At 60.9% G+C, this 12,357-nt stretch carries 12 protein-coding genes; all 12 read left to right on the top strand.

What is annotated here, in order from left to right:
- Positions 1-83: 83 nt before the first annotated feature.
- The 12 genes from M5G20_RS22860 to M5G20_RS22805 all read left to right on the top strand — a co-directional run bounded on the left by M5G20_RS22860 (position 84) and on the right by M5G20_RS22805 (position 12,293).
- On the top strand, positions 84-692 hold the full coding sequence (locus M5G20_RS22860; protein WP_273921009.1) for a DUF4823 domain-containing protein: 609 nt from the start codon (positions 84-86) through the stop codon (positions 690-692).
- A gap of 16 nt (positions 693-708) precedes the next feature.
- Positions 709-1,269: a DUF1285 domain-containing protein gene (locus M5G20_RS22855; protein WP_273921008.1), complete on the top strand. Its 561-nt coding sequence runs from the start codon at positions 709-711 to the stop codon at positions 1,267-1,269.
- Between the two features lie 137 nt (positions 1,270-1,406).
- Positions 1,407-2,123, top strand: coding sequence for a FadR/GntR family transcriptional regulator (locus M5G20_RS22850; protein ID WP_273921007.1), 717 nt, complete (start codon positions 1,407-1,409; stop codon positions 2,121-2,123).
- 120 nt (positions 2,124-2,243) lie between these two features.
- Positions 2,244-3,119, top strand: coding sequence for an SMP-30/gluconolactonase/LRE family protein (locus M5G20_RS22845; RefSeq protein ID WP_273921006.1), 876 nt, complete (start codon positions 2,244-2,246; stop codon positions 3,117-3,119).
- A gap of 126 nt (positions 3,120-3,245) precedes the next feature.
- On the top strand, positions 3,246-4,064 hold the full coding sequence (locus M5G20_RS22840; RefSeq protein WP_273921005.1) for an SDR family oxidoreductase: 819 nt from the start codon (positions 3,246-3,248) through the stop codon (positions 4,062-4,064).
- 129 nt (positions 4,065-4,193) lie between these two features.
- Positions 4,194-5,198, top strand: a complete 1,005-nt coding sequence (locus tag M5G20_RS22835) for a substrate-binding domain-containing protein (RefSeq protein WP_273921004.1) — start codon at positions 4,194-4,196, stop codon at positions 5,196-5,198.
- Positions 5,199-5,263: 65 nt separating this feature from the next.
- A complete protein-coding gene (araG, locus tag M5G20_RS22830) occupies positions 5,264-6,805 on the top strand; it encodes an L-arabinose ABC transporter ATP-binding protein AraG (protein ID WP_273921003.1) in 1,542 nt (513 codons plus the stop codon).
- Positions 6,806-6,817: 12 nt separating this feature from the next.
- On the top strand, positions 6,818-7,786 hold the full coding sequence (gene araH, locus M5G20_RS22825) for an L-arabinose ABC transporter permease AraH (RefSeq protein ID WP_150732351.1): 969 nt from the start codon (positions 6,818-6,820) through the stop codon (positions 7,784-7,786).
- Positions 7,787-7,983: 197 nt separating this feature from the next.
- On the top strand, positions 7,984-8,697 hold the full coding sequence (locus M5G20_RS22820; protein WP_273921002.1) for a GntR family transcriptional regulator: 714 nt from the start codon (positions 7,984-7,986) through the stop codon (positions 8,695-8,697).
- Complete coding sequence (locus M5G20_RS22815) at positions 8,694-9,692, top strand: ADP-ribosylglycohydrolase family protein (protein WP_273921001.1); 999 nt, start codon at positions 8,694-8,696, stop codon at positions 9,690-9,692. Before M5G20_RS22820 ends, M5G20_RS22815 begins: the two co-directional genes overlap by 4 nt.
- 212 nt (positions 9,693-9,904) lie before the next feature.
- Complete coding sequence (locus tag M5G20_RS22810; RefSeq protein ID WP_273921000.1) at positions 9,905-11,371, top strand: purine-cytosine permease family protein; 1,467 nt, start codon at positions 9,905-9,907, stop codon at positions 11,369-11,371.
- Positions 11,364-12,293: a PfkB family carbohydrate kinase gene (locus M5G20_RS22805; protein ID WP_273920999.1), complete on the top strand. Its 930-nt coding sequence runs from the start codon at positions 11,364-11,366 to the stop codon at positions 12,291-12,293. Before M5G20_RS22810 ends, M5G20_RS22805 begins: the two co-directional genes overlap by 8 nt.
- Positions 12,294-12,357: the final 64 nt, after the last annotated feature.

Below are 12,357 nucleotides of genomic sequence, written 5' to 3'. Positions count from 1 at the left end.
GGCAACGAAGATATTGAGCTGGCTTAAAAGCTGCATCCCACGGCCATTCGCCGGTTTTCCGTCACCGGCCTCTGGAGGATAGGATGCGTAGCCTGGTTTTGCTGCTGGCCGTTTTGGCGCTCGGTGGCTGCATGAACGTCAGCGATATGGCCGAAGGGACTCGCTACCATATGAGCGATGCGGGCCTGCTGGATCACAGCGACAGCCGCCGCGTGAATAACCTGCGGATTCAGCCGGACTCGTTCGTCTACATCGCTCAAGGCGCGTTCATGCCGCCGGGCAGTGCCGTTTACCCGCGGCCTAACGTGATTGCCGAAGTCGCGTTTGACGGCTTTATCGAATACTTCCCGATGGTCCGCCGCGCGCGCGTGCCGGAAGGCCTCGATCAGGCCATGGGCGAAGCCCGCGCTGTCGGTGCTCACTACCTGCTCTATACCCGCTTCGCCAAATCCGATGACCGCATCGGCAATTCGGATGAGTGGCTGGATCAGGAAGCCCTGGATCGCCTCGGTGTCGACACCGGCGTGATTCAAATCATGTTGATCGAGACCAGCACCCAGTATTTGATTGATACTGCACGTATCAAGAGTCGTGGCGGTTTACTGACATTCCACGACGAAAAACCCGAAGACCTGATGGGCCCACCGCTCCAGCAATACGCTCGCAGCCTGTTGGGTCTCAGCGACCAGTAATTTCAAGGAGTACGCCATGAGTGGCCCGCAAAAAGCCAACGACCTGTTGGGGCAAATCCCCAAGACCAAGGGCTTGCCGCCGGTCCACTTGTGGAACCCCGACTTCTGCGGCGACATCGACATGCGCATCGCCCGCGACGGCACCTGGTACTACCTGGGCACGCCGATCGGGCGCAAGCCGATGGTCAAACTGTTCTCCACGATCATTCGCCGCGACGGCGATGATTATTTCCTGATCACCCCGGTCGAAAAGGTCGGCATCAAAGTCGATGACGCGCCGTTTGTGGCGATTGCGGTGGATGTGGAGGGCGAGGGGGAAGCTCAGGCCTTGCGCTTTACCACCAACGTCGACGAAACCACCGAGGCCGGTGCCGAGCACCCGATTCGCGTGGTGATCGATCCGGACACCCAGGAGCCGGCGCCTTATGTGCATGTGCGCACCAATCTCGAAGCGTTGATCCATCGCAATGTGTTCTATCAACTGGTGGAGCTGGCGGTGAGCCGCGAGATTGACGGGCAGCGTTGGTTGGGCGTGTGGAGTGGTGGTGAGTTTTTCCGTATCGGGCTTGAGCCTTAAATGATCGCAGCCTTCGGTGGCTCCTGCAGGGAATGTGGATTCCTGTAGGAGCCGCCGAAGGCTGCGATCTTTTTATTTGACACACAATCGTATGATGATTAGCGTGGACACCCATCGCGAACGGCTTTGAGGTGTCCATGTCCAGCAGTTTTCATGCGTCAACGGTCGACTGGCTGGGTTGCTGGATCGCTACCGGGCAGATCAAGCCCGGTGAAACCCTCAAAGTCGAAGCCGATCTTGGCGAGCAGCTCGGTGTCAGCCGCACGGTCATCCGCGAAGCCATCAAGACCCTGGTCGCCAAGGGCATGCTCGAAGTCGGGCCTAAAGTCGGCACCCGGGTGTTGCCGGTGCGGCGCTGGAATCTCTTCGACCCGCAAGTCGTGGGCTGGCTGTCACGCAGCGGTTTGCCGGAAAACTTCGTCGATGACTTGCTCGACCTGCGCCGCACCATCGAACCCATGGCCGTGCGCTGGGCCTGCGAGCGGGCGAATGCCGAGCAGGTGCAAGCCGTGCTGCTGGCCTACAACGCGCTGGAACGGGCGGTGGAAAGCGGAGTCGATTACAACCGCGCGGACCAGATTTTCCATGAGTGCATTCTCGCCGCCAGCCATAACCAGTTTATCGAGCAAATGATCCCGGCCCTCGGCGCGCTGTTGGCGGTGTGTTTCGAAGTGTCCGCTGCCGACCCCGACGAACTGCGCCGCACCTTGCCGATTCACAAAGACATGGCCGACGCCATCGCCGCCCGGGATGCCGCGCGGGGTGTCTGGGCCTGCATGACCCTGATCGATAACGCCGACCTGGCGATCAAGCGCTATTACCCGCAAGTCATGGCCGACAAAAAGGCCTGCTGAATAACGAAGAACCTGTGTAGGCGCTGGCTTGCTGGCGATTGCGATTGAAGCGCTGGTGGTCCTGGAGGACGCCATCGCCTAGCAAGCCGGCCTGAAAACAATAAGAAAGCAGGAGGTTTCATGACGTCGAACGCGGTTACCGAGCATCGGGCACAACTGGGCGAAGGCCCATTCTGGGATGCGCCGACCCAGGCACTGTACTGGGTGGACATCGCCGGCAAGCAAGCGCTGCGGCTGATCGGCGCCAACGTGCAGATCTGGCAGATGCCGGAACACGTTTCTGCGTTTATCCCCTGTGAAAGCGGTGATGCACTGGTGACGTTGAGCAGTGGTGTGTATCGCCTTGATCTGGACTCCCCGGGGCTGGACCCACGGCTAACGCTGCTGTGCGTTGCAGATCCGCAACCGGGTAACCGCGCCAACGAAGCTCGCTGCGATGCCCAGGGCCGGCTCTGGCTCGGCACGATGCAAAACAACATCGGCGAACAGGGTGAAGACTTGCCCATTGTGCGCCGCTCGGGCGGCTTGTTTCGTATCGATAGCGATGCGCGGGTGACGCCACTGCTGCGCGGGCTGGGCATTCCCAACACGCTGTTGTGGAGTGATGACGGCACCAGCGTGTATTTCGGCGACAGTCTCGATGACACGCTTTATCAACATTTCATTCGTACCGACGGCAACCTTGAGCCGGCCCAGACGTGGTTTGGGCCTCATGGCCGCGGTGGTCCGGATGGCTCAGCGATGGACGCCGAGGGTTTTGTCTGGAACGCCCGTTGGGATGGCAGTTGCCTGCTCAGGCTGAGCCCCGACGGCAAAGTCGACCGAGTGATCGAACTGCCGGTGAGTCGCCCGACCAGTTGTGTGTTTGGCGATGCTGACTTGAAAACCTTGTACATCACCAGCGCTGCCAGCCCGCTTGGGCATCCACTGGATGGGGCGGTGTTGGCGATTCGGGTCGACGTGCCAGGAAAGCTTTGTACGCGGTTTTCTGGATAAATCCCTAAATATGGGATGTAAATATATATATTGAGATTTTCTGCGAGCCGGGTTTATAGTCGGCTCCATCCAGTTACACGCACTCACACTTAAAAAAACAAAACAGGTGAAGTGATGCAACGATCCATGGCTGAACCCCTTTCCATGCCAGAGGCGCCCAAACCGCCCAAGGGCGAACGCCTGAAAAACAAAGTCGTATTGCTGACCGGTGCTGCCCAAGGCATCGGTGAGGCGATTGTTGCGTCCTTTGCATCGCAGCAGGCCAGATTGATCATCAGTGATATTCAGGCTGAGAAAGTCGAAGCCGTTGCCGCCTACTGGCGAGACCAGGGTGCCGACGTGCAGGCGATCAAAGCCGACGTTGCGCAACAGCAGGACTTGCATGCCATGGCCAGACTGGCAGTCGAACGTCACGGCCGGATCGACGTGCTGGTCAACTGCGCCGGGGTCAACGTGTTCCGTGACCCGCTGGAAATGACCGAAGATGACTGGCGCCGCTGCTTCGCCATCGACCTTGATGGCGCCTGGTACGGTTGCAAGGCTGTGTTGCCGCAGATGATCGAGCAGGGCGTCGGCAGCATCATCAACATCGCGTCCACTCATTCCTCTCACATCATCCCGGGCTGCTTTCCCTACCCGGTAGCCAAACATGGCTTGCTCGGCCTGACCCGCGCCCTGGGAATCGAATACGCGCCCAAAGGCATCCGCGTCAACGCCATCGCCCCGGGTTACATCGAAACACAACTGAACCTCGACTACTGGAACGGTTTTGCCGACCCACACGCCGAGCGTCAGCGCGCCTTGGACCTGCATCCGCCAAAGCGCATCGGCCAGCCGATTGAAGTGGCCATGACTGCCGTGTTCCTGGCCAGTGATGAAGCACCGTTCATCAACGCTTCCTGCATCACCATCGATGGTGGTCGCTCAGTGATGTATCACGACTGAGAGACCGGGATTTCAGGCGCATTACTACGACTAAAATCCAATCATCATACGATATGACTATTGGCAGTATCGCTTCACCGCTTTTTGCTTTTCAAAGAACGCTCAAGAAAAATAACAAGGAGTCAGCTTATGAATCGTCGTCATGCCATCCGAACCCTGTGCTGTGCCGCCCTGGCGGTTTCGGCGGTCAGCCTGAGCAGCACGCTGCTGGCGGCTGAAGAGGTGAAAATCGGATTCCTCGTCAAGCAAGCGGAAGAGCCCTGGTTCCAGACGGAATGGGCCTTCGCCGAAAAGGCCGGCAAGGACAAGGGCTTTACCGTGATCAAGATTGCCGTGCCGGACGGTGAGAAAACCCTGTCGGCCATCGACAGCCTGGCGGCCAACGGCGCCAAGGGCTTCGTGATTTGCCCGCCGGACGTGTCGCTCGGCCCGGCAATCATGGCCAAGGCCAAGCTCAACGGTCTGAAAGTGATTGCTGTGGATGACCGCTTTGTCGATGCCAGCGGCAAGTTCATGGAAGACGTGCCGTACCTCGGCATGGCCGCATTTGAAGTCGGCCAGAAGCAGGGCGCCGCCATGGCCACGGAAGCGAAAAAACGCGGCTGGGAGTGGAAAGACACCTACGCGGTGATCAACACCTACAACGAACTCGACACTGGCAAGAAGCGCACTGACGGCTCCGTCAAAGCGCTGGAAGACGCCGGCATGCCGAAGGATCACATCCTGTTCTCGGCCCTCAAGACGCTTGACGTACCAGGCAGCATGGACGCCACCAACTCGGCGCTGGTGAAACTGCCAGGCGCGGCGAAAAACCTGATCATCGGCGGCATGAACGACAACACCGTGCTCGGCGGCGTGCGTGCCACGGAAGCCGCCGGTTTTGCCGCGGCGAACGTGATCGGCATCGGCATCAATGGTACCGACGCCATCGGCGAGTTGAAAAAGCCTAACAGCGGCTTCTTCGGTTCGATGCTGCCAAGCCCGCACATCGAGGGCTACAACACCGCCAGCATGATGTACGAGTGGGTAACCACCGGTAAAGAGCCGCCGAAGTACACCGCCATGGACGACGTGACGCTGATCACCCGCGAAAACTTCAAGCAGGAACTGGAAAAAATCGGCCTGTGGAACTGAAGGCCGGTTGATTTCAACGGTGGCCCCGGCAACGGGGCCGCCCGTTCTGTGTGAAGAGGTGGGCTATGCACGCGCAAACACAAGTACAACATAACGCAGGCGGCAGCTTGCGCTTCAACGGGATCGGCAAGACCTTTCCCGGGGTGAAGGCGCTGGACAACATCAATTTCGTTGCCCATCCGGGGCAGGTTCACGCCTTGATGGGCGAGAACGGTGCCGGCAAGTCGACGCTCCTTAAAATCCTCGGTGGCGCTTACGTGCCGAGCAGCGGCGATCTGCAGATCGGTGAGCGGACGATGGCGTTCAAGTCCACCGCCGACAGCATCGGCAGTGGCGTCGCGGTGATCCACCAGGAGCTGCACCTGGTGCCGGAAATGACCGTGGCGGAAAACCTGTTTCTCGGCCATCTGCCGGCCAGTTTCGGCCTGATCAATCGCGGCACCCTGCGCCAGCAAGCGCTGGTGTGTCTCAAGGGCCTGGCCGATGAAATCGATCCGCAGGAGAAGGTCGGGCGTCTGTCTCTTGGTCAACGGCAACTGGTGGAAATCGCCAAGGCGTTGTCCCGTGGCGCCCATGTGATTGCTTTCGACGAACCTACCAGCAGCCTGTCGGCGCGGGAGATCGATCGTTTGATGACGATCATCGGCCGTCTGCGTGACGAAGGCAAAGTGGTGCTCTACGTTTCCCATCGCATGGAAGAAGTGTTCCGCATCTGCAACGCGGTGACGGTGTTCAAGGACGGCCGTTACGTGCGCACCTTCGAAGACATGAGCGAGCTGACCCACGATCAACTGGTCACGTGCATGGTCGGCCGCGACATCCAGGACATCTACGATTATCGCTCGCGACCCCGTGGTGCGGTGGCGTTGAAGGTCGATGGCCTGCTCGGTCCAGGCCTGCGCGAGCCGGTGAGTTTCGAGGCGCACAAAGGCGAGATCCTTGGCCTGTTCGGCCTGGTTGGAGCGGGGCGCACGGAACTGTTCCGCATGCTCAGCGGCCTGGAGCGCAACACGGCCGGACGCCTGGAATTGCGCGGCCATGAGCTGAAGTTACGATCACCTCGCGATGCGATTTCAGCGGGGATTCTGCTCTGCCCCGAAGACCGCAAGAAGGAGGGCATCATGCCGCTCTCCAGCGTCGCCGAGAACATCAACATCAGCGCCCGCGGCGCTCATTCCACCTTCGGTTGCCTGTTGCGCGGCCTGTGGGAAAAGGGCAATGCGGACAAGCAGATCAAGGCGCTGAAAGTGAAGACGCCCAGCGCGGCGCAAAAAATCATGTACCTGTCCGGCGGCAATCAACAGAAGGCCATTCTTGGTCGCTGGCTGTCGATGCCGATGAAAGTCCTGCTGCTCGATGAGCCTACCCGTGGCATCGACATCGGCGCCAAGGCCGAGATCTACCAGATCATCCACAACCTGGCGGCGGATGGCATCGCCGTGATCGTGGTATCGAGCGACCTGATGGAAGTGATGGGCATTTCCGACCGCATCCTGGTGCTGTGCGAAGGCGCACTGCGTGGCGAGCTGAGCCGCGAACAGGCCAATGAATCCAACCTGCTGCAACTGGCTTTGCCGCGCCAACGCGCTGACGGCGTGGCGAACTGAGAGGTGACTATGATGACAACCCAAAACGAAACCCTGCCGACTGCGCGCAAACCACTGGACCTGCGGCGCTTTCTCGATGACTGGGTGATGCTGCTGGCGGCTGTCGGCATTTTTGTCGCCTGTACCTTACTGATCGACAACTTCCTGTCACCCCTGAACATGCGGGGGCTGGGGTTGGCGATTTCAACCACAGGGATCGCGGCGTGCACCATGTTGTACTGCCTGGCGTCCGGGCATTTCGACTTGTCGGTGGGCTCGGTGATTGCCTGCGCCGGGGTCGTCGCGGCGGTGGTGATGCGTGACACCGACAGCGTGTTGCTCGGCGTCGGCGCGGCGTTGGTGATGGGCCTGATCGTCGGCCTGATCAACGGTATCGTGATCGCCAAGCTGCGGGTCAATGCGTTGATTACCACGCTGGCGACCATGCAGATCGTGCGCGGCCTGGCATACATCTTCGCCAACGGCAAAGCGGTGGGCGTGTCCCAGGAATCGTTCTTCGTCTTCGGCAACGGTCAGTTGTTCGGCGTGCCGGTGCCGATCCTGATCACCATCGTCTGCTTCCTGTTCTTCGGCTGGTTGCTCAACTACACCACCTACGGGCGCAACACCATGGCCATCGGCGGCAACCAGGAAGCGGCGCTGCTGGCCGGGGTCAACGTAGACCGGACCAAGATCATCATCTTCGCCGTGCACGGTGTGATCGGTGCGTTGGCCGGGGTGATCCTCGCCTCGCGCATGACCTCCGGCCAGCCCATGATCGGCCAGGGTTTCGAGCTGACAGTGATTTCGGCGTGCGTGCTCGGCGGGGTCTCGTTGAGCGGCGGGATCGGCATGATCCGGCATGTGATCGCCGGGGTGCTGATTCTGGCGATTATCGAGAATGCGATGAACCTGAAGAACATCGACACGTTTTACCAGTACGTGATTCGCGGTTCGATTCTGCTGTTGGCGGTGGTCATCGACCGACTGAAACAGCGCTGACACCCACCTTTGTGGCGAGGGAGCTTGCTCCCGCTCGAGTGCGCAGCACTCGCAAATTCCTCGATCAAAACAGAGGATTTGGGGCCGCCTCGCTGCCCAGCGGGAGCAAGCTCCCTCGCCACAATGATTCCTCCTTCCGTCACCTCCCCATAAATATTTCTTGCTCGTTTCATCCACTTTCGGTTATCACTTTGTACATGATTAGACAGGTTCGATTTGACAAGAAACAACGGGTGGTCGACGAGCTCATCCGGCGCATCGAAAGCGGCCTCCTGGAGGACGGCTTTCAGTTGCCGGGCGAGCATCAGTTGGCTCAAGAATTCAAAGTCAGCCGAGGCACGTTGCGTGAAGCCCTGGCCGAATTGAAACGGCGCAACTACATCGCGACGCAAAGCGGGGTGGGCTCCATCGTCACATTCGACGGTGTGGTGCTCGACCAGCGCAGCGGCTGGGCCCAGGCCCTCGCCGACAGCGGGGCGCTGGTCAATACCGAAGTGCTGCGGCTGGAGGCGGTGACCCGTCCCGACTTGCTCTCGCGCTTCGGCACCGAGCAGTTCATCACCCTTGACCGGCGCCGCCGTTCCAACGACGGTACGCTGGTGTCCCTCGAACGCTCGTTGATGCCCGCTACCGGAGGCCTGGAAAGCCTGCCGCGCGTGGGGCTGATCGACAACTCCCTGACCATCACCCTGGCGGCCTACGGCTACATCGGCGAGCGTGGCGATCAATGGATCGGCGCCGAACCGTTGAACGAACAGGACGCCGAGCTGCTGGGACGTCCGGTCGGCACGGTCTTCCTCAAGGCCCTGCGTACAACCTACGACCGGCAAAACCGCTTCATGGAGCAAGTGGAAAGTTTGCTCGACCCTGTGCATTTCCGTCTGCACCTGCAATTTGGAACTTCAAAATGACCGCGCTCGATCGTGCCTTGGGCGCGTTCTATGGCCTGGCCCTGGGCGATGCCCTGGGCATGCCGACCCAATCGTTAAGCCGCGCTGAAATTCAGGCGCGCTTTGGCGACATCACTGACCTCGAAGATGCCGGCCCCGATCAACCGATCGCCGCGAACATGCCCAAAGGCTCGATCACCGACGACACCGAACAAGCCATCCTGGTCGGCCAGTTGCTGATTGATGGCGAAGGCAAGATCGAACCGTCGGTCCTCGCCCAGCGTTTGATCGAATGGGAAGCCGTGATGCAGGCCAAGGGCTCGCAGGATCTGCTCGGGCCCTCGACCAAGCGTGCCATCGAAATGATCCTCGCCGGCCATTCACCGCAAGAGGCGGGGCGCTACGGCACCACCAACGGTGCGGCGATGCGCATTACGCCGGTGGGGATCGCGGCGAATGTTGCCGATCCGCAGCGTTTCATTGCAGCGGTGGTGCAGGCCTGCCAGGTCACCCACAACACCACGCTGGGGATTTCCAGTGCGGCGGCGGTGGCGGCGGTGGTGTCCGCCGGGATCAACGGCATGGACCTGGGCGAAGCGTTGAACCTCGGTCAGCACATCGCCCAGCAAGCCGAAACCCATGGCCACTGGGTCGCCGGTGGGCGCATTGCGTCGCGCATCAGTTGGGCGCGGACTATCAGCGTCGACAGCGACAAGGCATTACTGGCCGACTTGATGTACGACGTGATCGGCACGTCGGTGGCTTCGCAGGAGTCGGTGGTGGTGTCGTTTGCCCTGGCCCAGCAAGTGGCCATCGGTGAAATGAATGCCTTCGAGGCGCTCTGCATGGCGGCGAGCCTGGGTGGCGATACTGACACCATCGCAGCAATCCTGGGCGCGATGCTCGGGGCTTGCCTGGGTCTTGAGAGTTGGCCGGTGGAGATGATCGACCAGGTCAAGGTGGTCAATGGCCTGGCGCTTGAGCCGTTGGTGCAGGGGCTTTTGGCTTTGCGTTGACCTGACTGACGCCATCGCGGGCAAGCCCGCTCCAGCGTGTACCTTCAGGCTCGCAGTGACCCTGTGGGAGCGGGCTTGCCCGCGATGGGCGCACCGCCGAATCAATGTGATAACCCGCAATGGAGCGCATCAACAAGGCCAGGACGGCCGCAATGTTGTGCCTATTTCCCTCATTGCCCACAACCACAAAAATGGCAACAGGAGCATTTTTCATGAGTTCATCAAACGCCGGGCAAAGTGCCGGGCAACTGGAAACCCGCGGCATCGAGCCGGTGCCGGAATCCGAGTGCAACGGCCATCCGCTGCAACTGTTCTGGGTCTGGTTCGCCGCCAACATTTCCATCCTCGGCCTGCCCCTGGGCGCGACCCTCGTGGCCTTTCGCGGGCTGGCGATCTGGCAGGCAGTCATCGTCGCAATCCTCGGCGCCGCCGGTTCCTTCGCGGTGGTCGGGATCATCTCCATTGCCGGTCGTCGTGGCCGTGCGCCGAGCCTGACCCTGTCACGGGCGATCTTCGGCGTACGTGGCAATATCGGTCCGACCCTGGTGTCGCTGATGTCGCGTCTGGGCTGGGAAACCGTCAACACCACCACCGCGGCATTCGTGCTGCTGTCGCTGTGTTCGATCCTGTTCGGCTCGCCGGTGGAAGCGAAAAGCGCACCGCTGCTGACCCTGCTGTTCATCGCGATTTTCGTACTGTTGACGTTGTCGGTGTCCGGCCTGGGGCACGCCACATTGCTGGTGATCCAGAAATGGGCAACCTACGTGTTCGGTGCGCTGAACATTCTGGTCGGCGGGTTCCTCTGCGCCACCATCGACTGGAGCGCGGTATTCAACGCCACGCCTGCACCGATGAGCGCGATGATCATCGGCATCGGTACCATGGCGGCCGGCACCGGGATTGGTTGGGCCAACGCCGGCGCGGACATGTCGCGCTATCAGCACCGCAGCGTCAAGGCCGTGCGCCTGGTGGCGTCGGCGGCTTTCGGTGCGGGGATTCCGCTGGTGCTGCTGATCACCCTCGGGGGGCTGCTGTCGGTGGGCAACAACGACCTGGCCCAGGCCACTGACCCGATCATCGCGATCCGCGACATGTTGCCGACGTGGATGGCCGTGCCGTACCTGATCACCGCCTTCGGGGGCCTGCTGCTGTCGAACAACCTGTCGGTGTACTCCGCCGGTTTGACCACGCTGACACTCGGTCTCAAGGTCAAGCGCGTCTACGCGGTGGTGGTCGACATCGTCGCGATTTTTGCCGGTTCGATCTATTTCATGCTGATCGCCGACAGTTTCTACGGCCCGTTCATCACCTTCATTTCCCTGCTGGCCGTGCCGATCACGGCGTGGGTCGGGATCTTCGTGGTCGACTTGATTCACCGTCACTACTACAGCCCCAACGATCTGTTGGACGTCAGCCAGAGCAGCGCCTATTGGTATCGCGGCGGCGTGGAGTGGCGTGCCTTCGGTGCATGGGCCATCGCCATTGTGTTGGGTTTCAGCTTCACCACCATCGGCACCACGGCAGAGAACGTCTGGTTCAAGGGCTTCCTCTCTGACTCGTGGCTGGGCCATAACGGCCTCGGCTGGATCGTGACTTTTGTGGTAGCCGGCGGGATCTACTTTGTACTCGGTGGGGCGAAGGACCGTCGCGCTGGGTTGACCGAGAATGCTCATGCCTAAGATGTTGCACACCGGCCAGGTCATCATCGACCTGGTCATGGCCGTGGATAAACTGCCGCAAGCCGGGGGCGATGTGCTGGCGCAATCCGCCAGTTTCGAAGCCGGCGGCGGCTTCAATGTGATGGCCGCCGCGCAGCGCAACGGGTTGCCGGTGGTCTATCTCGGCCGCCACGGCAGCGGGCGTTTTGGTGATCTGGCCCGCGACGCGATGAACAAGCAAGGTATTCACATCGGCATCGCAGAACCTGCCGAGCGTGATACCGGTTTGTGCGTTGCAATCACCGATGCCTCAGCTGAGCGTAGCTTCGTCTCCTACATCGGCGCCGAGGGTGAATCAAGCGCAGAGGATCTGGTCAGCGTCCCGGCCGAGGCGGGCGACTATGTCTACGTCAGCGGCTATAGCCTGCTGCACGTGGGCAAGGCGCAACCGTTGGTGGACTGGGTACTGGCGCTGCCGGCAGGCGTCAACGTGGTGTTCGATCCGGGCCCTCTGGTGGATTCACCGGATGCGCCGGTGATGCAGGCGCTGCTGCCGCGCATCGACGTGTGGACCAGCAACAGCGTCGAGGCGTTGAAGTTCACCGGCGCGACGGACATCGCTCAGGCATTGGATCGACTGGTCGGCTACCTGCCGCGCGATGTGCTGATGGTGGTGCGTGACGGGCCGCAAGGTTGCTGGATCAGCCAGGGTTCAGAGCGCAGTCACGTGCCGGGATTCAAGGTTGAGGCTGTGGACAGTAACGGGGCCGGTGATGCCCATGCGGGCGTATTCGTCGCGGGGCTGGCGCAGGGCCTGTCGGCGTTTGACGCGGCGCGTCGGGCCAATGCGGCAGCGGCGCTGGCGGTGACTCGCTGGGGCCCGGCGACTTCGCCGGGGACTGCCGAGGTGGATGCGTTGATGGGTAAGACTTTCGGCGACTGATCCGCCGCTATCGCTAGCAAGTTAGCTCCTACAGTGGTTCTGTGTACCACACAAATTCCTTGTG

It is taken from the genome of Pseudomonas sp. TNT2022 ID1044 (assembly GCF_028656895.1).
GTDB classification, from domain to species: Bacteria; Pseudomonadota; Gammaproteobacteria; order Pseudomonadales; family Pseudomonadaceae; genus Aquipseudomonas; species Aquipseudomonas reinekei.
The sequence above is the reverse complement of the archived record's forward strand: the minus strand, read 5'-3'. Positions and strand labels throughout refer to the sequence as shown.

Excerpts from the sequence above, each read along its gene's own strand:
- M5G20_RS22860 (WP_273921009.1), top strand. The coding sequence starts at position 84 with ATGCGTAGCCTGGTTTTGCTGCTGGCCGTTTTGGCGCTCGGTGGCTGC.
- M5G20_RS22855 (WP_273921008.1), top strand. The coding sequence starts at position 709 with ATGAGTGGCCCGCAAAAAGCCAACGACCTGTTGGGGCAAATCCCCAAG.
- M5G20_RS22850 (WP_273921007.1), top strand. The coding sequence starts at position 1,407 with ATGTCCAGCAGTTTTCATGCGTCAACGGTCGACTGGCTGGGTTGCTGG.
- M5G20_RS22845 (WP_273921006.1), top strand. The coding sequence starts at position 2,244 with ATGACGTCGAACGCGGTTACCGAGCATCGGGCACAACTGGGCGAAGGC.
- M5G20_RS22840 (WP_273921005.1), top strand. The coding sequence starts at position 3,246 with ATGGCTGAACCCCTTTCCATGCCAGAGGCGCCCAAACCGCCCAAGGGC.
- M5G20_RS22835 (WP_273921004.1), top strand. The coding sequence starts at position 4,194 with ATGAATCGTCGTCATGCCATCCGAACCCTGTGCTGTGCCGCCCTGGCG.
- araG (WP_273921003.1), top strand. The coding sequence starts at position 5,264 with ATGCACGCGCAAACACAAGTACAACATAACGCAGGCGGCAGCTTGCGC.
- araH (WP_150732351.1), top strand. The coding sequence starts at position 6,818 with ATGACAACCCAAAACGAAACCCTGCCGACTGCGCGCAAACCACTGGAC.
- M5G20_RS22820 (WP_273921002.1), top strand. The coding sequence starts at position 7,984 with ATGATTAGACAGGTTCGATTTGACAAGAAACAACGGGTGGTCGACGAG.
- M5G20_RS22815 (WP_273921001.1), top strand. The coding sequence starts at position 8,694 with ATGACCGCGCTCGATCGTGCCTTGGGCGCGTTCTATGGCCTGGCCCTG.
- M5G20_RS22810 (WP_273921000.1), top strand. The coding sequence starts at position 9,905 with ATGAGTTCATCAAACGCCGGGCAAAGTGCCGGGCAACTGGAAACCCGC.
- M5G20_RS22805 (WP_273920999.1), top strand. The coding sequence starts at position 11,364 with ATGCCTAAGATGTTGCACACCGGCCAGGTCATCATCGACCTGGTCATG.